The sequence below is a fragment of the Bartonella sp. AC70YNML genome, assembly GCF_042196545.1.
GTDB lineage: Bacteria > Pseudomonadota > Alphaproteobacteria > Rhizobiales > Rhizobiaceae > Bartonella.
In genome coordinates this window covers 59,124-85,489 of the sequence record NZ_JBHIQK010000010.1, presented here as the reverse complement: position 1 = coordinate 85,489, position 26,366 = coordinate 59,124, and the positions used below count along the sequence as shown (strand labels likewise).

General features: G+C 35.7%; 13 protein-coding genes, 1 rRNA gene and 1 pseudogene. 7 read left to right on the top strand and 8 right to left on the bottom strand.

Annotated elements, in window-relative coordinates:
* Positions 1 to 133: autotransporter outer membrane beta-barrel domain-containing protein (locus ACFIMU_RS07450; protein ID WP_375696966.1), on the top strand; the 133-nt coding region annotated here is incomplete at its 5' end.
* Positions 134 to 243: 110 nt separating this feature from the next.
* On the opposite strand, the pseudogene ACFIMU_RS07445 reads toward ACFIMU_RS07450, so the two are convergent.
* Positions 244 to 846 (bottom strand): annotated as a pseudogene (locus ACFIMU_RS07445) (integrase arm-type DNA-binding domain-containing protein); the annotation flags it as partial.
* 2,359 nt (positions 847 to 3,205) lie between these two features.
* Here ACFIMU_RS07445 and ACFIMU_RS07440 point away from each other — a divergent pair.
* The 5 genes from ACFIMU_RS07440 to rrf all read left to right on the top strand — a co-directional run bounded on the left by ACFIMU_RS07440 (position 3,206) and on the right by rrf (position 15,679).
* Positions 3,206 to 5,728 (top strand): autotransporter outer membrane beta-barrel domain-containing protein, encoded by a 2,523-nt coding sequence (locus ACFIMU_RS07440; protein WP_375607276.1) that lies wholly within the window; start codon positions 3,206 to 3,208, stop codon positions 5,726 to 5,728.
* Positions 5,729 to 6,358: 630 nt separating this feature from the next.
* Positions 6,359 to 8,707, top strand: coding sequence for an autotransporter outer membrane beta-barrel domain-containing protein (locus ACFIMU_RS07435; RefSeq protein WP_375614684.1), 2,349 nt, complete (start codon positions 6,359 to 6,361; stop codon positions 8,705 to 8,707).
* 141 nt (positions 8,708 to 8,848) lie between these two features.
* Positions 8,849 to 10,639, top strand: coding sequence for an autotransporter outer membrane beta-barrel domain-containing protein (locus ACFIMU_RS07430; protein ID WP_375607274.1), 1,791 nt, complete (start codon positions 8,849 to 8,851; stop codon positions 10,637 to 10,639).
* A 135-nt stretch (positions 10,640 to 10,774) separates the two neighbouring features.
* Positions 10,775 to 14,218 (top strand): autotransporter outer membrane beta-barrel domain-containing protein, encoded by a 3,444-nt coding sequence (locus tag ACFIMU_RS07425; RefSeq protein WP_375696964.1) that lies wholly within the window; start codon positions 10,775 to 10,777, stop codon positions 14,216 to 14,218.
* Between the two features lie 1,346 nt (positions 14,219 to 15,564).
* Positions 15,565 to 15,679 (top strand): 5S ribosomal RNA (rrf, locus tag ACFIMU_RS07420).
* 407 nt (positions 15,680 to 16,086) lie between these two features.
* Here the strand turns inward: rrf and ACFIMU_RS07415 are convergent.
* The 7 genes from ACFIMU_RS07415 to parA all read right to left on the bottom strand — a co-directional run bounded on the left by ACFIMU_RS07415 (position 16,087) and on the right by parA (position 23,058).
* Positions 16,087 to 16,491, bottom strand: a complete 405-nt coding sequence (locus ACFIMU_RS07415; protein WP_375607272.1) for a flagellar protein FlgN — start codon at positions 16,489 to 16,491, stop codon at positions 16,087 to 16,089.
* A 2,743-nt stretch (positions 16,492 to 19,234) separates the two neighbouring features.
* Entirely contained in the window at positions 19,235 to 19,408 is a 174-nt protein-coding gene (locus ACFIMU_RS07410; RefSeq protein ID WP_375696963.1) for a hypothetical protein, read from the bottom strand.
* Positions 19,409 to 20,348: 940 nt separating this feature from the next.
* Entirely contained in the window at positions 20,349 to 20,567 is a 219-nt protein-coding gene (locus ACFIMU_RS07405) for an EexN family lipoprotein (protein WP_375614687.1), read from the bottom strand.
* A 45-nt stretch (positions 20,568 to 20,612) separates the two neighbouring features.
* Positions 20,613 to 20,825 (bottom strand): EexN family lipoprotein, encoded by a 213-nt coding sequence (locus ACFIMU_RS07400; protein ID WP_375614688.1) that lies wholly within the window; start codon positions 20,823 to 20,825, stop codon positions 20,613 to 20,615.
* 3 nt (positions 20,826 to 20,828) lie between these two features.
* Entirely contained in the window at positions 20,829 to 21,095 is a 267-nt protein-coding gene (locus ACFIMU_RS07395; protein ID WP_375607268.1) for an EexN family lipoprotein, read from the bottom strand.
* A gap of 1,106 nt (positions 21,096 to 22,201) precedes the next feature.
* Positions 22,202 to 22,432, bottom strand: a complete 231-nt coding sequence (locus ACFIMU_RS07390; protein ID WP_375607267.1) for a hypothetical protein — start codon at positions 22,430 to 22,432, stop codon at positions 22,202 to 22,204.
* A complete protein-coding gene (gene parA, locus ACFIMU_RS07385; RefSeq protein ID WP_375607266.1) occupies positions 22,429 to 23,058 on the bottom strand; it encodes a ParA family partition ATPase in 630 nt (209 codons plus the stop codon). The genes ACFIMU_RS07390 and parA overlap by 4 nt, the downstream gene beginning before the upstream one ends.
* Before the next feature lie 1,003 nt (positions 23,059 to 24,061).
* On the opposite strand from parA, the gene ACFIMU_RS07380 reads away from it, so the two are divergent.
* Entirely contained in the window at positions 24,062 to 24,391 is a 330-nt protein-coding gene (locus tag ACFIMU_RS07380; RefSeq protein WP_375687703.1) for a TIGR01244 family sulfur transferase, read from the top strand.
* Positions 24,392 to 26,366: the final 1,975 nt, after the last annotated feature.

Genomic DNA, 26,366 nt, shown 5'->3' with positions numbered 1-26,366 from the left:
AGGCGGCGTTGGCATCAATGCGCAACTGTCTCACAATTTCTCCCTTCATGGTGATGTAAGCTATCAACAAAAGCTTCGAAAAACCGGTATATCTAGTGCAAGCTTTTCAGGAGGAATACGTTATCAGTTTTAATACAAGGCTGTAAAAATAGCGTATTTCTTTTCTATGCATTAACAAAAAAGGCAGCACATCGTGTTGCCTTTTCGCTTTATAAATCCTAATAACACTACACTATCCCTCCTTAAGAGAGCCCTTGCTTTTTCTACTGCCTGTAAATCAACATCCACACCCAACGCCGCAGCATGTTTGAAACAAAGCTTGAGACGCATCAGTGCTGTATTAGCATCTCCAGCTTTTGTATGACAGATGGGAGCGAGGATATTGCGTATTTCTATTTGTGTAATCTCTGAAATAGGCAGACAGCCTAATTTGGGGAGAATATGGAGTTTTAAAGGTGAAAACCTGTTTCCATCTTTACCATCATTTTTTAATTCAGCTTTACGACTTTCAAAAGCATCTAAGGCAATGTTTTTTAAGTAATGGAGATTACGCATTGCCTCACGTTTTCGTTTCTCACGTTTTTTAATGGGATCATGACCATCACGAAGAACAGAACGCTATTGGGTTTGCCAATTCACGAGCTTGTTTTAAAGAGACATCTCTCAAAGCACCCAAGTCCATTTAGCGACAGCGCCCATGAATGGTATATGAATGGTATAACGGTAAATCCATTGAGTACCCCCATCTTTACGTTTGTGAAAGAGCAATCCGGCACCATCATTATATTTTCCAGCTCGTGGGTGTTGCTAAAGCCCTTGGCTCTTGAGACGATTCATAAGAGCCATTTTAGTCCTTTCTTATACATTTTTTACCCACACGCCCAGCCCCGCTTGTAGTATGCAAGAGAATGGTTTTTCTTGATTTAAGACAAACAGGTTTAAAATGAGAGAATCTTACGTTATTCAGAACTCTAACTCAATGAAAGTAACGCTAAATTATCATTATAAATCAGTATATTATACCATTTTTATCAAGATAAAAGATAAGGTATTTTTATCTAGAATATGTCACAAAGTATGCTGCCTTTTCGTACATGAAATCCATTTTTTCCTGAAGTGTTTTCTTTTCTACTTAAATACGCTTTTCTTCCTCTTCACATGGATTGCGCAGCTATTCATCATCGAATTTTCCCATAAAGCTAAGCAAAGTGTATTTCTAGATAATATAAAGATAACAGCATTAAGAATAAATCTTAAAAAATAGAAGATTTCTTGCTTTTTCACTTATGGAAGTACAACAACTTTACCGTTCAATTATGCTCTTCTTTGAAGATAGATATGGTGCAAATATGCACCATGGAGCTGTCCAAGCAAAGATGATATTAGAAAAATGAAAAGTTAACCACTGCACATTTAAAACAGATAGGAAACCTACAGCCACTCTCATTTATTCCAAAGGATATAGAAAATGAAAAAAAACATACCGGATAAATAATCAATCATAGCTTATAATATAAGAGCATAACAGTGTTTTCATATGGCTACACTCTTCCCTTATGATATCTGGACAGCAAATATCTCTAAAACTTCTATAAAAATACTATTAAAGTTATGCTGTAAAAATGTTAATTGCCTCAACAATCATTTGTCAAAAATTTGCAAAAAATAATCAGAGAACTAACCGTTTGAACCACAAACATAGTTTGTGTGCTAATGGTTTGATTTTTAACGACTTTTAACATATTGATAATCTTAAAATTAAATCAGACAGCCTCCCCAGTTAGTCCGGATAAGTAGGTATCTAACAAAAACTATTGTTAGGACCGTAGAAGACCATACCCCATCCTTATATAAGAAAGTGAACTTCCTTAAAAAACTTTGATATTGATGATACTAAACAGATTGGTATTCATTTTTACCTTAATCCGATAGATTCTGCCGTTAAAGGTGCGTTTAGCACAATACACAATTATCTCACAATTTAACTCTCTATATTGATGTAAACTATCAGAAAAAACTTTAAAAGACGTGTAGCCGAGACAAGTTTTTCTGATAGAATACGCTACCAATTTTAATATAAAAATTATAAAAAATAAGCATATTAATCCGTTTACTATTAACAAAAAAACGGACTGTATTTTTTTTATTTACAATCTATTATAGCAATAAAATAATTTCTTTCTTTACGATGTGTTGTCGCTATCTATAAAGATTTATTTACACTTCCATTGCTGGTTCTTCTAAACAAACAGTTTTGAGAAAATTAATGCATGAAAAGAAAATCTAACAACAAGCGCTTTATCTTTCATATACAAAATGCTCAAGAAAGCTAATTTTTTCATTTATAAAATGAAATCACTCAATAAAGTTCTTTTTATATCAATAAAAGATGTTTTAAATTGAATATTCAAAATATTGATTTATAATGATAATTTATCATTACTCATATTGAATTAAAATCTTGAATATCGTAATCTCTCTCATTTAAAACCTGTTCCATGTTGAACTAATCAAAATCATTCACTTGCACATTACAAGCAGAGCTGGCGTGTGAAGCAAAGTTATATAAGAAAAGCCTGAGAAGTCCTATAATGAACTGTCTCAAGTGCCAAGGGCTTATCACAAATATTGGGAGCTAGCAAAATGTGTGACGGGCTTGCTCTTTTATTAAGCGTAAAGGTATCGGCTTGCTCCTTCGTAAGCGTAAATATGATGGAACTCTACGGCTTTAGCGTTATAGCATTCATGAACACCGTCGCGAAATGGGCTGTGCTTCCTTAGAAAAATAGGCTTTGCTACCCTTAGCCTCCTTAAAGAAAGCCTGTGAATAGCCCCCCTCATCTCTTCTTCTTATAGCAGAAAAAATTTGCTGATCGTTTTGGTTAGTGCATCAAATAATACATCTCAACACTATAGAGCTTTTATAGCGATTATCTTTAATAGACAATTTTTAAATATCATACTTCATAGTGCTTTTAGCATAAGCTTAACCAAGCGAGGTTTTATGAAATCCACTTTTCTCAACTTTTTATGATCATGAAAAAAGTTTTTCTGAAGCAAAACTTCAAATCATAGAGAACACCATCAATATAATTCGTTTTGTTATTTACAATAAAAACATAATGATATAGAAACTGTCTGGGTACTTGCGCCATCAGGGGAATGAAGTAAGCATCAAAGCATACCAAATACTAAAGGCATATCTATGTGTAAGAAATATATTTATAAGAAAAATTTTTTGTTATGTACAATTGCTGGAACTTTGATTTTTTCTCATTTCGGTTCAACTTATGCAAATACATCGGCTCCTGAAACTCCTGGAATTTTTGGGAAGATTGAATTAAATAAGGGAGAAGAAAAGACTTTAAATAATGTTCTTGTCCGCGATAAAGGACCTGGAATATTAGCGCATGATAAAGCAGCTATCACAATTGTAAAATCAACAATACACACGGAAATGTCTGCACTTTCTGTATCAGCAGGTGGACGCATTCATGCTAAAGAAATTGAAGTCAATACAGTGTATAAAGGTTTAGAAACAAAGAATGGTATAATCGACGTCGAAGATTCAACCATAACCGTCCAACGAGGAGGTGCCGGTGGTATCGTTTTTTATGAAACAAAAGATTCTTCACTGAAAAGTGGAGAAAAAGTTGTCAATAAGATTGTTCTTAGCAATACAAAACTTCTTGTGAAAAACGGTACCGGTATTCTTGGTCCCTACTGCTCAAAAGCCGTTGCTGAAGTTCAACTTAAAGACTCAGAAATTCGATCTGACGTATTATTGAGAAATAAAACGAAACGTAAATATTATGATAACGATACTCTTCCTGTAACTTTAGCATTAACCGCTGATAATTCAACAATAGAGGGACGAGCAAGAACTTTAAAAGTCAATACAACGGTTTTGACTCTGAATAACAAGAGCAAATGGTACTTAAAGACCTCTCAAGAGGAAGTCGATACTGACTTTAATACGTTTAACTATGAGCTCAGTGATATTAAACAACGAACCCTTTCTACCGTTTCAGTACTGAATCTTAATAATAGTTCTATCATATTTAAGGTACCGCAAGGGCGGGAAAAAGATCATTATCATACCTTGTATGTAGGGCGAACAGCTGAGGTTCGTAGACCTGAGGGAAGTACAATCCCCGATATAGAAAGCACTTATAATACAGTTTACAATGCCACAGGCAATGCAAAAATTTATTTTAATATTGAATGGAGTGATGGTCTAGTAAAAGAACAGCAAAAAGCTGACCGCCTCCTTATTCATGGTGATGTATCAGGCAGCACAACAGTCCATATCAAGAACCTTGCGAAAGGTGAGATATTAAAAGCTGAAGATTCTGTTTCCTCGAATATGCGTGGTCTTTCAGTCATTCAAGTTTCTGGAAATGCAAATGAAGATTCCTTCAAACTTGCACACGGCTACACCACAATGGAGGGATTGCCCTATAAATATATACTCAAAGCCTATGGTCCAACATCCAGCCATGGGACAGCCGATAGCACACAAAGTCATTTTAGCGGAATATCACAAGAATCAAAAGAAAATACCCTCAAAGACTACACAATCTATACGATATCAGAATCAGGAAAAATGATTGAAGGCGTTTCACCAAAAGAGAAAGAAGCGCAAAATACCGGTTCATCATCCCTTGGACAAGCAAACAACGCACAAAACATTTTGGAAAAAAATCAAAATTTCTGGGATTTTCGCTTGCAAAATGCGACTCTCGATAATGAGGGAAAGATCAGAGCTCTCGTTCCTCAAGTGGCAAGCTATTTGTCCATGCCTAACGCACTATTCTCAGCTGGACTGGCTGATATAAACAATCAAAACACTTTACTCAACTCGATGCAGGAAAACACCTTTGAGACAAAAGATCATAAAAACAAAGGAATCTTATTCTCGACTTATGGAAATAAGATGACATTATCCTCTCACCGTACGCCATTACAATATGGCTATGGTGCCGATATTCACTATGCAGCTTTACAGGCAGGCATTACATTAGCAGCTCTAGAAGATCAAAACATGACCACCAATTTTGGTCTTTTAGGGACATATGGGAAATTAGCTTTCACCCCTAAAGACATGGAAGGTGCTGACAAGAGTACACTCAATAAATGGTCAATTGCTGCATATAGTGGGCTGCACCATAATAATGGGATATACATCCATGCACTCTTCTCCTATGGAATGCTCAAGGGAGATATCACCACAGCTCTCATAGGAAAGACTGCAGAATTGAAAAATGCTGATACATTCAGTGCATCAGCAACCATTGGACAAAAATTCGAAACCAGTAGGAACGGATTGGTCTTTGAACCACAAGCACAACTTGTTTATCAACGTCTCATGCTTGGCACACTCTCAGATGTCGATGGTTTTGATGTGGATATGGGAAATCCTTATCAATACTTAGTGCGTGTTGGTGGACGCTTAACGCAAACGAAGCTTTCTATTGAAAACGGCGATATTCTTTCTTTCTATGGTAAATTGAATATTGTTAAAGCTTTTTCTAACAATGGTACGATACAGATTGGTGAATCATTCCACCTTGATTCTATGGGAGCTGCCCTTGAAGGTGGACTTGGTGTAAATGCACAATTATCACAAAATATCGCACTTCATGCTGATGTTAACTATCAATATAAGCTTCAAAAAACAGGTATATCTGGAGCAAGCTTTTCAGGCGGAATACGCTATCAGTTTTAAGAAAAAGCAAAAAATAATTTATATTCTATTCATTTTAATAAAAGGCAGTACAAATGAGCTGCCTTTTTACAATCTATCGGAACGAACCGTCAATAACGATCTTTCTACCACCTTTCTTGAGCCAATTAATCTCACTCAAACCAAATGTAACAAAATCTGTTATCTCTAAATGAATACTGGATTCTCAAGAGAGCTGCCTTTTTGATTTATAAAAATCAAATGTTTTTAATAAATTTTTTTGTATTTTAAAACACGTAATAAATAATTTTCTGTGTAAGAAAATCAATTAAAAGCTTTTTGTAAGCGCACAACAATAGCTTCTCCAAAAACTTTGTAGAGTTTTCATAACAACAGCCTTAAGCAACAAACATCCTTGCAAAATATTTTGTTTCTTAACACTTTTAAACGGAATACTTATCAATCTAGCTTTTCTACAATTCATAGTTGCTCACTGCAATTTCTATTTTAAAAACTCTTCTAAAATCATTTTTTAAACGATAAAGAACAGGACGCAATATTTCGTTTTGTTGTTTACAATAAAAACATAATGATATAGAAACTGTCTGGGTACTTGCGCCATCAGGGGAATGAAGTAAGCATCAAAGCATACCAAATACTAAAGGCATATCTATGTGTAAGAAATATATTTATAAGAAAAATTTTTTGTTATGTACAATTGCTGGAACTTTGATTTTTTCTCATTTCGGTTCAACTTATGCAAATACATCAGCTCCTACAATGGTTATGGCTCGTGCGGATAAAGCAGGAGAAGAAAAAACCTTTAATAACGTTTTTATCCGCAGCGCATATACAACAGTGGTTGCTGATGACAAAGCCTTTATCACCATTACAAATTCAACAATGCGTTCAGACTCAAATTTATTTACCGCAACAACAGGTGGACGTATTCATGCTAAAAAAACTGTAGGAAAATCAAATTCCCGTGGTTTAGAAATTTCAAACGGCATCATCCATATTGAAGATTCAATCATTAATGTTTCCGGACATCACAAAAGTCGTGGTATCCTTTTTGATTACATCCCAAGTTCCCAAGTAAAAGAGGGCGAAAAAGTTATCAATAAAGCAATTCTTACCAACACAAAACTTCTTATTGAAAATGGTATTGGTATTCTAGGACCAGATTATGCAAAATCTGTTGCTGAGGTAGAACTTAAAAGTTCAGAAATTCGTTCTGATATATTATTAAAAAATAAAATCCCAGAAAACTCAAAAGATATCGATCCTCGCACTTTTATATTAAGCGCTGACAATTCGATTATAGAAGGACGAGCAAAGACTTTACCTCAAAATACAACGATTTTTACTCTCAACAATAACAGCAAGTGGTCCCTAAAGATTAGTCAATTTGAAGTAGACAAAGAATTTGACAGCTCTAAAGGATACTTGCTCACTGATATTAAACAACGTGCACAGTCTATTGTCTCAGTATTGAACCTTAATAATAGCTCTATTATATTTAATGCGCCGCATAAACTAGCAGACAATCAGTATCAGACCTTGCATGTGGGAAAACAGCCAATAGCTGAAGCTGCAAAAGCAGAGCAAAACAGAAGCTTCGATACAACAACGGTTTACAATGCATTGGGCAACGCAAGGATTTACTTTAATACCGAATGGAGTAATGGTCTTATAAAAGAACAACAAAAAACTGACCGTGTTCTCGTTCATGGTAATGTCTCAGGCACCACAACGATCTATTTCAACAATCTTTCAAAGCGTGCAGAACCATTCGATGATGATGAAGTTTCCATTCCTTTGAATGCGCGTGGTCTCTCACTTGTTCAGGTGTCTGGAAAAGCAGAGGAAGCCGCCTTCACGCTGGTAAATGGCTACACTACAATGGATGGATTACCCTATAAATATGTATTAAATGGCTATGGACCAACATCCAGCCGTGGGAGAGCTGACAAACAGCAAAGTCTTTTGCAAGAAAGTGAAGAGTTTTGGGATTTCCGTCTACAAAATGCGACTCTTGATGATGAAGGAAAAATCAAAGCTCTTGTTCCTCAAATGGCAAGCTATTTGGTTATGCATAATGCAGTATTCTCCTCTGGCTTGGCTGATATAAACAATCAAAATACACTGTTAGATAATATGCATTCAACAGTTTTTGGATTAGAAGGTCATAAACAAAAAGGGATATTTTTATCGACTTATGGCAACAAGATGACGTTATCTTCCAGCCGTAGTCCATTGGAATATGGTTATGGTGCTAATGTTCACTATGCTGCTATACAAGCAGGCATGACATTAACAACGTTAGAAAATCAAAATATAACCGCGAATCTTGGTCTTTTAGGCACATATGGAAAGCTCGCTTTTACGCCAAAGGACATGGAAGGTTCTGACAAAAGCATACTGGATAAATGGTCCTTTACGGCATATGGAAATCTCCACCATGACAATGGTCTCTATATTAATGCACTGTTCTCTTACGGCATTTTAAACGGACATATTACAACAGCCCTTATCGGCAACACCACAGAATTAAACAATACGGATACATTAAATATATCAGCTACCGTTGGACAAAAACTAGCAACTGGTGTTGAAGGGGTGTCCTTTGAACCACAAGTACAACTTATTTATCAACATATTGCCTTTGGCACTCTTTCAGATATTGATGGCTTCCAAGTTAATATAAAGACCCCTCATCAATGGTTGGTCCGTATTGGAGGTCGTTTAACAAAAACAATACTTCCTATTGAAAAAGATCGTGTTCTTTCTTTTTATGGTAAATTGAACGTCATTAAAGCTTTTGGTGAGAAAAATACAATTGATATTGTTGATTCTTTCCATCTTGATTCTATGGACTCTTCTCTTGAAGGTGGGCTTGGCATTAACGCGCAACTTTCTAAAAATATCGCACTTCATGCTGACGTTAATTACCAACATAAACTTCAAAAAGCTGGGTTCTCTGGAATTAATTTTTCCGGAGGAATGCGTTATCGCTTTTAAACAATTTTAGCTCTCTATTTTGACGCATAAGCAGCGCTGAGATGAAAACAGTGCTGCTTAACTACATTACAAAAAACCGTAATGTGTCAAAAAGTGGTTCATTTTTAGCAAAATAAAGAAAATATCTTAAGGAACATCTCTATGCATAAGAATCTTTTGTTATGTACAGCCGCTTGTGCTTTATTTTTTTCTTCTTTTAATTTCACATCTACCAGCACCGCCTCTGCTCTAAGCCCCCAGGAACGCCATGCCATTGAAGGGATTATGAAATTACCTGAACAATATCGCCATGTCATTGATTTAATAAACACACCAACACAAGCAGAAAAAAATCTTGAAAAGATAGCCTCTGGCGCCATGATGGAGGATAATTCGCACTTCAATCAAGCACTTGATGCCAATAACCAACGACGTGTTAATGCTGCGCGCCAAGAATGGATGAGCCAAGACAATCGTAATTGGTCTAAACTGCAAAATAAAGCAGAAATATTACATAAAGCAGTACAATTGGATAGTGCTTTACAAGGACAAAACAAGGAACTTTCCAATACTTTACGCAAAGCAGTATTAGAGACTTTGAACAACGATGGAATAACCAACGTGAAGAAAAAAGAAGAACCAACCCCTCCTGCATCTGAAGAGAATAAACAACCTCTTATTGACTCCAGCACAAGACAAAAACGCGCTAGTGATAAATTACCACCCGCTCACGTTGCTGCCCAACACAAGGACAATTCATTCACAAGAACAGATCATGGAATGAGACAGCCTAAAATAAATGAAAATTCGCAATCTGATATTGATCCCCAAACAAACACCACTTCCTCGGAATCAAAAACGACTCTTAATACATCAGAAAAAGCGCATATGAAATTGCTCCCAAAGGTTGAGAATACCGCTACCGCTGCGACAGAGAGCTCCTCTAAACTTACAGATGATGATAAAGCAACCGCAGCTTCTACTTCTCTTGATGGAACAGAAAAAAGCACAACTCTTACACCACAAGAAGAAAGTTCTTTAACCATGCCTATTGCGATGTTTGCCGTTGGGTTTAGTGATGTCAACAATCAAAATATCTTGTTAGACAATATGCAAATAACAATGTTTGAACCCAAAGATCATCCAGAGAGAGGCGTTTTCTTATCCTCTTATGGCAATAAAAGCACCTTTTCTTCTAAGGTTCAAGCAAAACAAGATGGTATCCAAGCAGATATTCGCTATGCTGCATTGCAAGCAGGAGCAACACTAATAGCGCTAAAAGATCAAAATATCAGCAGCAACTTTGGTCTTTTTGGAACATATGGGAAACTGTCTTTTACTCCTAAAAACAAGGAGAGCTTTCAAAAAAATATGTTTGATAAATGGTCACTCACCGCATATGGAAATATTCAGCATGACAGTGGCATCTATGCAAGTGCCTTTCTCTCTTACGGAATTTTCAAAGAAAATCACGCTACAACTCTCATCAAACATACCTCAAAAGTGAAGAATAGTAAAACATTAGGAGCCGCTGCAACTGTTGGTCAAAAACTGTCAACCAGTTTGGAAGGTGTAATCCTAGAACCGCAAGCACAACTTGTTTATCAACGTCTCATGCTTGGTTCTTTATCAGATAGGAGCTCTTTCTCAGATGACGATAACTCTAAAATAGACATAAGTAATCCTTATCAATGGCTGCTCCGTATTGGCGGACGTTTAACGCAAAACAAAGGACATGCTGTTTCTTTCTACGGCAAACTGAACATGATCAAAACTTTTAGTAAAAATTTTCAGCTTGCAGCTATGGGATCTTTAATCGAAGGTGGTTTTGGTATTCACACACACTTATCACAAAATATTCAGCTTCATAGTGATCTCAGCTATCAACATAAATTCAAAAAAGCTGGCATCTCTGCAATAAATATTTCCGCTGGAATGCGCTATCACTTTTAAAAATACTTGTATTCCTTATCTTGAAATATGAAGAGATCTCATTATGTTTCGTTTTGTCTCTTACAAAAGAGACATAATGAGGTCAAAGTTTTACTTTTTATGAGAGAGGGGGAAATATTTTAGGAATACATCCATATGAAAAAAAGCTTCTTACTATACACAGTTTCCGGAGTTCTGTTTTATTCTTCCAACAGTTTGTCTTATGCTATTCATGCTATGACTCCAACGATAGATCTCTCTTCTCCCCCGACAACATCTGACTCCAAAAGAACGATCATCCCCCCTCATCCTACCGGAAATGAACCTACAAAGTCTACTCCTACAAGCACTGTCGTTCCTCACATGCAACTTGGAGAAAAATTAAGGAGATATACACGCTCTTCATATGGAGAAACGACAAATTCTTCAACACACCCCCAATCATCTGAACACCCTACAAAGCCTAAAACCTCCACAGAATCTTCTGAACCTGGAACAATTACACAACCTGAAACACCCCCTAAAAACACAGAAACGTCCAAGGCTTCTTCTCAAAATTCTAAAGGAAAAACGACATTCCCAAATGTAACCATTGAAAATACAACTTCTTCCTCAAAACAAAAGCATAGGCATGCTCGAGAAAGTATACAAACATCAAAAACTAAAACGATAGAAAGTTTACAGTCTAGCCTTACAGCCACACAAAGCGATATTACACAATCACCATCGACAGAAATAGCTCCAACGAGAGAAGAAACTGCAACAACAAAGATAGTTTTAACAAAAGGAACAGCTTCAACAACAGGAATGGAAGCAAAATCGAGAAGGCGTTCAGGAGCCACCACCTCTTCTACAGATTCTTCCAGCGAAAAGACGCCTCCAAATTCTGCTGTCTCTTCACAATCAGAAGCGACACAATCTGCACCCAATTTACAACCAACACCTGCAAACTCTGAATCTACAAGAGCGGAATCTACAAAACCAGCAACAAAGCTATCACCAACGTCTAAAGAACCAGAACTCACACAGCCAACATCATCACGATCACCAGAATCTGTACGACCAACGCCCACACAACCCACATCTGCCCAAAAGGTATCTGGAAACTCTGAATCTACAGAGGCGGGCATTACAAGACCAACAGCAGAACAATCACCAGTGCCTAAAGAGTCAGAACGCATACAGCAAACATCTTTAAGAATAGAAACTGGAAAACCAGCATTGCAGGTACCACCAAAATCTGTAAAACCAGCGCCAGTGCAATCTTCATCTGCACAAAAAATGTATGAAAAACCAGAGATTGAAAAACCAATATCACCGATAAAACAATATGAAAAGTCTACACAAATTGAGGATATAAGCACTGGAGTTGAAGCTAAAAACGGTAAGACCATAACGTTACATAACAAAAAAATTCAAGACAATAGTTTTGCTGTACATGCAGAGGGAAATAATTCAAAAGTCAACATGATAGGGGGAACAGTTGATGCGCGTTTTGTTGCACTAAGCGTATCAGATGGTGGAGAAATTGATGCTACAGGCATTACTGCAACAGCAGAAACAGCTGCTTTGGTAAACATAGAGGGCACAATAAAACTTAAGGATTCAAGCGTACATGTCACGGGAAATTATGAAGCAGACGGTATTATTTTCCGCAACAATCCGTATAATGCCCCTAGAAAACGATATACACGCAATGCTAAAAAGAACACCAATGCCGTTCAAGAACAAGATGTAGCCAATATTGCTGATAAAGTAACCCTAGAGAATACAAAGCTTTTCGTTGAACATGGTAGCGGTATCAACCTTTATGGAACAGGCGTAAACGGAGAAGTCAACCTTAAAAATTCAGAAGTTCATGCCGATATTTTATTAAAAAATATCAAGAACGAAAGTGCCTCCACAAACACCATTACATTAGTTGCAGACCACTCTTCTTTAGAAGGTCGGGTAAGAACTTCTGAAGATAATAGAACAGTTTTTGATCTAAAAGAGAGGACGAAATGGCTTTTAAAGGCGAATAAAAATGTCACAAATAATGATAATATTTTAAATGACTATAGACAGTTTGGTGTTGATGAAAAATCATACTCTAATCTTTCTGAATTGCACCTTACAAACAGTGTCATTATGTTTGACAAGCCAGTGGAGGGACATTATCAAACTCTGTTTATAGGACCTAATCTTTCGCAAGAAGACGAAACAACTCACACAGCAGCGGTTTATAGTACAGCGGGTCTTGCAGAGATTTATGTAAACACTCAATGGGATAAACATTCTCCTATCACGGAACAACAAACTGATCGCGTTGTGATTAATGGCGATGTCTCAGGGAGTACTGTTGTTCACATCAATCTCCAAACCGATAGCTCTGCTATTTGGGAAGAACGCATGGCGTCACTTCCTTTAGGGACACATGGGATTTCAATCATTCAAGTTTCCGGACAAGCAAATGAAAATTCCTTCACGTTAGCAGAAAACTATACGACAATAGGTGAACAACCTTATAAATATGTACTCACAGGCTATAAACCAGGAACATCTCATGAGAGCCAAAATCTTTTTGGCAAAAATAATCATGATTTTTGGGATTTCCGCTTACAGAATGCCTACATTGATAAAGACAAAAAAGTTCGAGCCCTTTTACCACAGGTAGCAAACTATTTAACCATATCTAATACTTTATTTTCTGCTGGATTTACTGATGTAAACAATCAAAACACGTTGTTAGACAATATGCGCACAACAGTATTTGGGGCAAAAGACAATAAAAAGAATGGTATCTTTTTCTCTTCCTACGGCGAGAAGGTCACCCTATCTTCCAACCGCGATCCACTGCACTATGGTTATGGTGCTGATATAAACTATACTGCCTTACAATTAGGAGGCATATTAGCCGCCTTAGAAAGCAAAGACATAAGCGCATATTTTGGTCTTTTAGGAACGTACGGAAAGCTTGCCTTTACGCCAAAAGAGATGCAAGATTCTGAAAAGACAACGCTTGATAAATGGTCACTTACCGCTTATAGCGGCATCCAGCATAGCAATGGTATATATGTCAACGCTCTTCTTTCTTACGGAACCTTAAAAGGAAATATTACCACAGCTCTTGTTGGGAATGCCGCAAAATTAGATGGTACCGAGATGCTTAATATATCTGCAACCATTGGTCAGAAATTAGCAACCGATACAAAAGGGCTGGTCTTTGAACCACAAGCTCAATTCATTTATCAAAATCTCATATTTGATATTTTCTCAGATACCAATGGCTTAAAAGTAGACATGGGCAATCCACATCAATGGTTGATCCGTTTTGGTGGACGTTTAACAAAAACGATAATGGCTGTTGAAGAAAACAAGGCTGTTTCCTTCTATGGTAAAATGAATGTTATCAGAACTTTTGGCGATGGTAAAACAATAAAAATTGCTGATACCTTTCATGTTGATCCTACCGGCTCTTCAGTTGAGGGAGGCATGGGGGTGAATGCATATCTTTCTCAAAATATCGTACTAAACGCCGATATCAGCTATCGGCAAAAACTGCAAAAAGCCGGTGTATCTGGCACCAATTTTTCTGGCGGGATACGTTATCGTTTCTAAAGCAGAAGTTAATTTTAACTTAAATAAAAGGGCAGCACAAAGTGCTGCTTTTTTATTTAAGTTTATACATTTTTTAATTCTCAAAAATCATTATCACATCAAAGAAGATTTTGACTTATAATATTTCTTTTGCGTATTGAATAAAAAACTGAATACCATAACAATCTCTCATCAAAATACCCCACGCATAAAATTTTTATGTCTTATATTATGACCACACCTCAAGCGATAATGTTTTTATAGCACAACAGAATAAGCATTCATGCGGATTTTAAAAAAGTCAGCACCTTCTTCGCTGTAGACGCTCCATTTATTTTAGATGATGTGCATTTAATATACCTGCTATAAAGACTAGTATCTGGTATAAATTCTTAAAGGCATGTTTTTCCTCTAAAATCTCAATGCTACAGCAGCTCCATTATAAGACAAGATATTGATTTATAAAGACAATTAATTGTTTTCCATGTTAAATGAGAATCCAGAATATCGTTAGATTCTTTCATTTTAGACCTGTTCCATGTTGAAGCAACAAAAACCATATTTCTTACAAGTGACAAGAGGGAAGAGCCATGGGGATAAAAAACTATTAAGAAAAGATTAAAAATGCCTCTAATGAACTATCTCAAGTGCCAAGGGCTGTAGCAACATTGGGATCAAACAAAAAATATGACAGTGTTGAAAAATATAACAATATCAACTTGCTCTTTTATTAAGCATAAAGATGGTCGCGCCCTATAGATTTTATATTATTTCCATGGGAACTTTCTTATTATACCATTCACAAGCACCGTTGCATCAAAGATGTCGTTGCACTGCCCCACAAACACCATCCGAAATAGACTTGAGAGCTTAGATATCTCTTTAAAACAAGGCCGTGAATTAGGAATAACAAATCCATTCTATTTTGAGTATTTTGTTGAGTATGAAAGCCATCCCCCCAGTAAAAAACACAATAAAAAAAGCGTGAAACAATGTGTAATCTTCATTATTTAACAGATAGTGCTTTAGATACTTTTGAAAGACATAAGCTAAATTAAAGGACAGTGGTACAAAGGGAAGCTGATTTCTACCCTCTTTATTCTTTCCCAATAAGATCACCTCCCCATTTCAAATATTACGCCAACAAAGGTATCGCACTATATTCACTCAAATCTGGATGCTCTCTCCAATCTGGTATACAAAAACTAAAAACAGCAGAAGAGAATATTAAACCGCTTTAATTTTTGTCTCAAACATATAGATTTAAGCAACTAACCGCTTCATATCACCACACTTCAAAGGACAATACTTCATGAAGCTTAGGCAATATTCATCACATACTCTTCATCATTCATGCTTTTTGCTGACTTGGTGGTTATAGCAGAGTGAACGCACCCGATCCCATCACGAACTCGGCCGTGAAACGCTCCAGCGCTGATAATATTTTACCTTAAGGCAAGGGAGAGTAAGTCGCCGCCAGATCTGCTAAATGCATGCAAAAGACCAATGTATAAACCTTACATTACCACAGCCCCAAGGAAGCTGTTTTTAAGGCATCACAGGCTGGTCTAAATATTCTCTTGATCGCCTCTCCCCCTAAACTAAAAAATGAAGCTCCCTATTAACTCAGTCTGCAAACAATGCTCTGTAAATAATCCGCCTTCTCTGAGTTCTCTTCCGGCCAGCTTCTCACCGCATGCGGTTCACATCACGATACCTTTAAAAATACTGTTTTAAGAACAGCGTTTTACAGTACATCAGGATAATAATTTAAATACCAAAATGCGCTTAAAACAAGTCTACTCACTAAACGCACTATTTATCCAAATCAACTGCCCCACCTAATCATTGTCATTAGTTAGAACAGCCCGTATTAATCAGATTTGAATTTATTCCTCTATTTCTTTTGCACGTCCAGATAGTTGTATAGCTTTAGAAAGATCATTAACTGCATTTAAATGTGTTTGAAGTAATTCACTATTACGCTGTAATTTTTCTTGTAAATCAGACAACAAACTTTCAACCTCATGCTCAATATCTTGATTCATGTAGCGCTTCACATCACTCATGGATTTATTAAGATCACGCAAACCACGTATTTTACGCAAATTTATTTCTTCGTAATCTGGAACACCACTGCTCTCTAGCATATTGCTTTCATAATCAACAACTTGAGCTAATCCTTTAACAGCAGCAACAAATTTTGTCATCGCCCAATCACGATCAATAAGGTTGTTATCAAGAACTTTTGCTTTTGCCGCAAAACTATCATCACCATATTGCACTACAGACATTTTTACTTCCCCTTCAACACTATTGTTCAATCTTACTTTCAAATGAGGGAGATTAAACAGGTTCTCTTCAATGCTGATACACTCAACCAAGCTCGTAATCGAACATTGCTACAACAGCACGACAATCCTTCAAAGTGTATACCACTTCAACTTTTAACGCGTTCTCTCAAATATTTTTTCTTTGCTCCAAAACCATCATTGTGGCTATACTAATCCATCAAAACGCTATAAACTCAAACCTTACAGCAATATCGAAACTTCCATATTTGCTCTGTCTATTTCGCCTTGCCGATTTTATCTTTGCCGATTTTATCACGAGCTCATCTTCAATAGAAAATAACAATGCTTTCACGAGAACTTCAGCCACAAAAATATCTGCCGACAAAAAACCGCAGTCTATCTTGCAGCATATAAAGACTTAAGCCCATCAAAAATTTCAGCATTTTACTGATAGAAGCACTTTACCCTCCATAACCTCATGGCTCTCTCTGCACTTAAACTTGTACACCTTCTGGCACCCCATAAGATGGCGCCCGACAAGATCAATTTGCACCCATTCAAAAGGACACCCCCCTCTCCCATACTCTTTCTGCACACATGCAGTATTTTGCATAAAACACAAAAAGAATGCTCTTTTGAACAGATCAGCCATACAGCAATATAAAAAAAGACACCTTAAAATAGCTAAACAGCCATCAATCTTCCTTTTTTAAATTATCATTCGCTTTTCTTTGCAATGAACGACTATATAAGATTTTTTGAACCTTTTCAAGAGTTTCTTAGCCAATCAGTTCGATACGTCTTCAATCGCATATTCACGCGCTTGTTTTAAAGAAATATCTCTTAAGTGCACCCAAGCCTATTTAGCACCGCGGCCCATGAATGCATGAATGGTACAATGATAAATCTTCCATGACATGTATAAAATCCATTGAGCACTTTCCATCTTTACGCTTAATAAAAGAAGCAAGCCAGCACCATCACATATTTTTCTAACCCCTTATGTTCTGATACCCTTGGCACTTAAGACGGTTCATAAAGCGTGGCCTTTCTTGTATAATTTCTCTGCGCATGGGCGCTCCCTGCTTGTAACTGCAAAAGACATGGTTTTGGTTAATTCACCACGAAACAGATTTGGAATGAAAAAAATTCCAGTATTCAGGGATCTAATTCAAGTTGAATAACGATAGATTATCATTATAAATAAAAACATTATACAATTAATAATGCTTAACGCTCCCCCCATTGATATTTTCAGAATTTTCACAGCATCTTCCTATAGATTATTTCATTCCATAACACATTTTTCTCTTAATATCGCGACTTTACATGCGCTACTGGTATAAAAACAGAGAAACAATCATTTTATAATCAAGGTACAATTTTTGTTACGATCTTTCTCTCGTTTAACCTTTTAAATGCGGCTCTTCTCTTTCATAATCATCACATTTCAAATCTATTCCATGTTGAATAAATTAAAATCACTTGCTTGCACATCACAAACAACGCCTTGATGTGTTGATAAAATACGCTGAAAGAAAAATGCCTCTTATGAACCTTAGCAAATGCCCAGAACTATAATAAACATTGGAAGCAAGCATACGATAATTGTGACTTGCTCTTTTATAAGTATAAAGATGATAGCATTCTATAAATTTTTATATTATTCAAATTTTATATTATTTCACGAGAGCTTTACTGTTATACTATTCACATTTACCGTTATGCCATTTACGAGTGTCATCGTAAAATGTCTGTCGTGTGCGTTGAGAGATGTTTCTTTAAAACAAGTACATAAATATGCAATACAAATATACGAATATACAACATAAGTATATTTCGTTTGGAGCGTTCTTTACTTTTGTGCAAAATATGCCCCATTAGAGCAGCATTAACCAATCTTGCTATGAGATAAACGATCAGAAAACATTTTTGTCTTCCGCCGCTCACCTTAAAGAACCAAGATCTTAACTCAATCGGCTCTGTACGCAGTCCGAATTTTTGTCAAACGCTCTTCTCTTGACTTTCCCCTCATCTGATTCACTTAAACGAAAATCTCAACAAATAAACCTACGAATATTCATCGTACACTAAAAAATACTTAAACGTTCCAAGAAAACTTATATGTCTTATATTACCGTTATAAATGACAGTGCTTTATAGCATAACAGGATAAAAAAGTTTCCAGAAACACAAAACTTACAAAATCAATCAATAGTCCTTTTAAAACTTTCTTTTTTAGTATTCACAATACTCCAACTCCTTAAGCTTTTATAAACAAAGGAACGATTTTAAGCTTGCCGAATATGTTGTATCAGAATATATTACAGATTGTAACATATTGTTATTCATAAAATCACCTCAAAAAGAACAGAAAGAGGTTTTTATGGCTGATCTCGTAAAAGCCGCTATGCTTTATTCAACCTTGATTATCACCATCAATGCTTTTGTTGTTATTTTAATTCTCGTAATAGAAATATACTAATACTCTCTTGGCTTTTTATAATCTGTGCAAATGAGCATCTTAATTTCACATAAGAGCAAAGCAAAATTTTAATTCTACAGATAAACCACACATCCAACTTCAAACATCGCTTGCAACTATTTGAGGGTAAACTCTGCTTTTTGTATGCATTTTTAACCATCATTGTCCGTCTTTTCACGCTATCTTGAATCTCAACTTCATTCCCAGCTTAAAAAACGAAATTTTCTACCAGATCCGATCTGTAAATAATTTGTCTCCTTATTGAGTAAGTTCCTTTTTCTTCCCCCCTTCAGTGCATATCACAATCCTAAAGGATAATATTTCATGAAGCTTATGATAAATCCATTGAACACCATCTTTACCCTTATGAGAAAATAAACCAGCAGCATCAAACACTTTTCCAGCCCCAAATGTTGCAACAACCTTTAGCACTTGAGATCGTTTATAAGAGGCATTTTTACTTCTTTCTCCAACAGTTTTTATCTACACGGCTCTCCATGCTTGTACCATGCAAGAAGATGGTTTTAATTAATTCAACCGAGAACAGATTTGGAATAAGAGAAGCTTACGTTATTCGAGATCCTTATTTAACATAATAATAATTAAGTTATTTTTATAAATCAAAGTGTTATTTATAAAAACATTTATCACACACTCAAGAACAAAAAACACCTCATACGTAAAGTTTTATATGAGCTCCACTGCTCAACATGATAATATAACGACACAATTAAGATAAAAAAATAATAAGGAAAGACCTTGCAAACTCAGAAAAGAGAGGAGAAAAATGAAAAGATGTGGAGAGCGCTCAATTCCTCACACATCCGGCAAAACCGTCCTAGCAAAACAGCCTCACAACTTAACTAATGTTATAATATTCTCAAATCAAAAGCAATTTTTTTAAAATAGTTTGAGAAAAACATTTGAGTATGAAACGATAATAATTCCATTCAGAATGTTTTTCTCTTTATTAAAACAGAGAAAAGTAATTTCCAAACAAATGTTTCCTCCGAATTTTTCCGAAATTAGCCGCAACGCTTAAAGACGATCTTAGTGTTATGAAACATTTATTTGTGATAAACGCAAAAAAACACCCCAAAGATAAATTTAATCTCATATTTTAAATACATGTAACCAAAACATTAAAAAATTAGCAGTAACACGTAACAACTCATTGGGAGGCAATACTATCTACAATTGAAAGCACTTTTGGGCTTAACAATGACAGTATAGCATCCGTTTATACAAAGAGTACTAAGCGTAAAAGACTAATTCTTGAAGCCATAAAAAGACTCTCTAAAAGTTAGAGATAGCCTAAAAACGCAATAGAATCAATAACTAAACAATTCTTTATTTATTAAACTGTATGTTTTTAATTAATGCCAAACATAAGTTCCATATATGCTTGTCTGGCATGTTGGCAATTTTTAGATTTCTCCATAGAAGATTGATCCAGCTTTTCACATTTTTTTGCCCACTCTTCGAGTAATGTTTTATCTTTCTTAAATTCCGCTACGCTGTAGTTTTTTTCACAACCAGCAACGACAAGTCCAGTACAAACCAGCAATGCTGTAATAATAACTTTATTCATAAATAAATTCCCCTTTTTTCAAATTTACAAAGTTTAGGACACAATTTAGGGCCTTAAAAAAAGTTCTATATATGCTTGTCGAAGGTTTTTACAATTTTGAGAGGATTTGAGCGGTGAATCATCCTTCTCACATTTCTTTGCCCATTCCTCGTATAATTTTTCATTTGTTTTAAATTCTTTTACACTATAAGTTTTTTCACAACCAGTAACAGCAAGTCCAGTACAAAGGAGCAATGCTGTAATAATGACTTTATTCATGATTTAATTCCCTTCTTTTTTATCTTCAGTTTTTTCTTGGTCGTCCTTTCCAGAGCCGAAAATTCCCCATTTTTTACGAGTTTCTAATTCAGCTTGTTCTGCGTTTTTACAATTTTTTGAATCAAAACTTCCTGCAATAAAACATTTCTCTAACCACTGATTGAGTAATTTGGGATCTTTCTTAAACTCTGCTACGCTATAAGTTTTTTCACAACCAGCAACGACAAATCCCACGCAAAGCAGTAGCGCTGTTATAATGATCTTGTTCATGATTTAACCCCTCTCTTTGTTTTATATTTTATTAACAATATCTTTGGGTTCACATCCCCTCCTATATTGTGACCTTGCGTCTAACTTTCCTTTGCAAATACGTACACTTCCAACGCAAACATATTAAATCATGAAAACTGCTTTCATTTATCAGACTTGCATTTGTAACATTATCTGCACGGCTGCTCTTTGTATTTGAAGTGTTAAAACTTCAGCAAAAATTCTGATATCTTGACATTCTCAAAAAGCTTTTTAATCATTTCTTTTCCTTCAAGAACCTCTTGGTAACGAGAAACAGTACGAATATCTTACCCAAAATTCGTTATGCCTATACCCATTGCAAATTCCCTGCAAACGAAAGAATACACCTTTTAATCAACTAATTGCGCTCTTATCATTTCTAAACCACCGGAAAAGAAAGCTTTAAGTCCCCCCCTGCACTTTTTAAAAGCCAATAGAAATGCTAAAAAAGCAATCTTATACATTTCCAATTGAAGAAAAAAGCCTATTGCCTTGTATATCATTACGAATGGCATTAACTATTTAAGACTATAAAATCATATAAATGTAAGAAATATTGTCTATAGTATACTCAATGACTTCTTTTGTTTATTAGGAAAAATTATAGCGCGTCAATATCAGTAAATTTTACTTATTTTTATTCCCCCCCCTTTATAAACATGAATATAATTTAATAAAATGGATTGCTGCATAACAGAAAAAAATAATCAACGCTACTCTTAATTACATTATTACATTATTACATTATTTACCCATGTATTAAGTAAAATAAACAAAAATAACCTGATGTTTAAAATCATTATCAAGATAATTTTTATGGAAGAATAAACTTATCTATTCATCTAGAGATATAAGATAATAAGTAGTATGATGATTATCACATTTATAGGGAAAAGTTTGAAATGGAGAATTTTTCGCAAACACATAGCTCTTTCATAAGATGATACAGAACCTTATGAAAAACAACTTAAATGAAGCAACCATCGTGAAAAAGGAAGAGCGCTTTTATTATTAACTTCGTATAAAAACAATCGATATCATCTCTAGAAAAAGCACTCAAACCAACGAAATTATCGTATCATTTTTTACACTTTTCCGTATTTTTGTGAAAGCAATTCGCGGACCTCATCAGCTATTTTAGTTCCACGACTTGCACAACTGACCTTAATCAACCGATGCAAACTTTCTGGTATATCAATCGTAAGGCGCTTCATCCCTCCATTCATGCTCCCTTTGTGGCTTCCTACCCATGCATCCGCTGTTAAAGGAATTGATTTATTCGTTGGTTTTGTGCCGATTTTAATTTTTTTATTCATCGCGCTAACTCCTTGATTTCCGCTGCAACCGCTTCAATCTCTGCTGCTGCTGGTCCTTGCTCATCAACTTCATAAACCGCCTTCCCCTGTGCTGCTGCTTCTGCAAAAATCACGCGCTGCGCAACGCTAGAAGAAAGAACATGCACGTGGTATATGCCAAGAGCTTCGTTCACATCACGCCCTATCGCTGTATTGACGATTTTACGATTAATGACAAAAGCAGATTTAAGATTTTCTTTATAAACACGTGCTTCATCAATCAGCTTTACAATTCCATCCGCTGCCCAAATATCATAGGGACTAGGCAAAACAGGGATAAGCACCAAATCCGAAGCCATAAGAGCACTACGAGCAAGATCAGTTACACGCGGAGGGCCATCGATAATAATATGATCATAACCATGCCCAATCTGTGTAATCTCTTTGTGAACCGTTGCACGCGGTAAACCAATAACCGAAAACAAAGGTGCATCTTCACGTGCAGCAGCCCAATCCAATGCGCTTCCCTGTGGATCAACATCAATAAGCAATACACGTGCACCAGTACGTGCAAAACTGGCGGCAAGATTAACACTCAACGTCGTTTTTCCGACACCTCCCTTTTGATTCAAAAGTCCAATGATCATCCATTACGCCTTTCAGTATTATCGTTTTTACGATAATACTGAAAATAACAAAAGAAGCAAGCATTCAACACATGAAAAACAACTACTTCTCCCATTTTTAGGATAAAAACGACACCACCCAATTTTATCTTTATAATATTCTTTTAACTTTTAGCATTGAGCGAAATATTATAAAAATAATATTCTTGAGGATAAGAAAAATTTAAACACGAAACACGCTCTTCTTCCCCACCCTAAAACAAAGATTTTTAAATCCATGTCGATCTGTAAACAATGCTCTGTAAATGATCCAGCTTCTTATTTTGCGCCGGCCTTTTGGGCTTCTCCTTTCATGCAATCCACTTAATGCAACTCTACAAACAAGCTCCACTCTGAATATACAACAAACTATAAGGAGAATTCATTGTTTCGCACGTTGAATGAGAGAGCCGAAATCAGGAAGATTCTCTCATTTCATACCTCTTATATTAAATTAATCAAAATCATATCTCTTGTACGTACAAGCAGGGCTGGCGTGTGAGTAAAACTGTACAAGAAAGGATTTAAAATGCTTCTTATGCAGAATCTCAAGTACCAAGAACTATTACAATATTGGGGGTTGGCAAATATAACAATGGTACCGACTTCCTTCTTCATAAGCGTAAAGAGAGTGGTGATCCGTGAATTTTATACTCTTTGACGCTCGACAGAGTAAAATGGGCTTAAGAGAAATAAGGATACCTCTAGCAAGCGTGTAAACAAACAACACAATGAAATGTCTATGCTGAGTAAACACTATAGATTATCCATAAAGACCAAACATCCGTCTTTTATAAGATCGCATAACGAACATGTTGCGGAATGAGATATTTTGCATCTTAAAGCTCGTTTTTCCCAAATAGATCTTCTCGACAAAAAGAATATTTTTGTTAAGATGCCACTGAAAAACTTACCTTCATTATCTTCTTTCTATATAACAGACCAGAGGGTATCGTGAAGATCGTGCAATTGGGAATAAACAAAAATGAATTTACAACAAATTGAACCTGATATTTTTATCAGTGCACAAATTAGCATAGAAAATATCAAAACATTGGCACAAGCTGGTTTTAAAACAATTATCTGTAACCGCCCCGATCACGAAGAGCTCCATCAACCTGACTTTTCTAGCATTAAAACGGTCGCAAATGAATATGGCATAAAAGCCTATCACATTCCCATTTCTCCTCCAACTATAGAAAAATCAGCTGTTGAAGCCATGCAAACAATTTTAAAAACAGCCTCTCTGCCTCTTCTTGCCTATTGTCATCACGGATCACGCTCGCTGCATCTTTATCGTTTAGCGCATCTTTAAACAGAGGGTATGCACACTTCCTCCTCGCCTTAAAAGACAAAAATTCTTAAATACACATCGATTTTTAACAAACAATCTGTCAATAATCTTTGTCTTGCGCCTTTCCCTTGGCTTGCCTCTTCATAAAACTCTACAAGCAAGCTTTGCTCCTTAATATACAACAAGCATGCACACCCGAAGCCATAAAAATGCATGAAAATGCATATGATGATCAAAGAAAATTATTTTCACCTCACTTTTTATCACTGCTCCACCTTCTTTTTCTCTTCCTTTACCAATACGAGCTCATTCGTACGCCACAGACACCTAAAACGACAGTAAAACCACTAAGAAAACCCCATATTCCGAATAAAAGGCATGCAGAGTATTTTATAAAAAAACCGTAAGCCATAATCTATGATTAACTACAACATATTGATTTATAACAATTAATTATTTTGCACATTGAGTAAAAAATCCTAATGCCGTAAGATTCTCTCAAGTCTATTTATAGTGAATCAATCAAAAGCGTGTTTCTTACATGTCACAAGCAGGAAGTGTTCATGTGAAATAAAACGAGTTAAGAACAAACTCTCATAAACGCTCTCAAATAGCTAAGGCTGTACAAAACTGAAAGCTTGTCAATATAACTGATGGTGTCGGATTCTCTTTTATTAGGCATAAAGATGATAGCGCTCAACGAAACTTGCATGATACCATTCATGAGAGCCATCATGAAAATGAATATGAGAAGCGTTGAGAGATATTTCTTTAAAAGAAGCGCATAAATTAGTAAAACAAGGACATTCCAGCATTTTATTTTACCTGTGGGATCTGATATCCTATTCAAAGAACAACAAAAGCCTGAAGCTGTTATTTTCATGATTTAAGAGATATTGCTCTGGACACTTTTGAAAGTAGCAAAGCCAAATTTAAAAAAGACAGTCATCTGGACTGATTTTCCCTTGATAACTTCATATTTTTTTCCAATAAGGCTGTAAACCGATTTCAGAGATTACGCAAATGGATAATGCAATAGGGCTCTCCTCATCTAGCATACAAAAGCTGTAACAGTAGAAAGAGCATTAAAGCGCCTTAATTTTTATCTCAAACATATTGCTGCATTGGGGATCGCTAAAGAAAAAGTTTTATGAGAAAAATAATACGATAAAGTCATGAATAGACCGAACATAGACTGGAAAGATGTTCTAACTTTTATCCAATACTTCTACCAAAAAACAACAAAACATTATTGGCTTTGTGTTTTCATATCCTTACAAGACTGTCTTTCCTTTGCATTATAGGCCTTACCTTTGTGAAGGACAAAGGAAATATATGGATAGTTCTTAGCTTGAGAATCTAAAAGATTGACATATTACGACAACAAAATTGTACCTTTATCCATCAAAAGCATTAGAAATTTTGAAACAAATATACCTGCTTTCTCGCAATGATTTCTTTTTATCTGCAATCAATCGCAGTCTCCTTAATATGTATTCCCCATCACAACATATGAGAGAAACGAGACTTAAAGCCTTTCTCATCAGCTTCATTCTCATTGACGCGATTGGTTAACACGAAAGCCGCTGCTGACCATTGATCTACTTTACGAGACTCGACAAACTAAAACCCGCTTAAAAATTTTCATCATACGACGAACAAAAAATACTACATGCGTAAAGTTTTACATGAGCCAAATATCATTATAAAAGGCGATATAGTATAAACGGCATAATAAGACAAATCAGAAAAAAGAAGCAATAAACTTTAAAATAAAAAAACATCAATTTTAAAAACAGCATTTCTCTCTTTTCACAATTTATTATCATTGCCCAATACTCTTGGTACTTATTCATTTACTACATCTTGCATCATGGATCTTAACGGATCAGAAAGAAACATGCCGTAAACTTTTGGATGATAATAAAAGCCCTCAAATGAACTTTGAAAAAAATGATGCCAAAATCAGATCTTCAGATATTCGATTCTCCCTCTC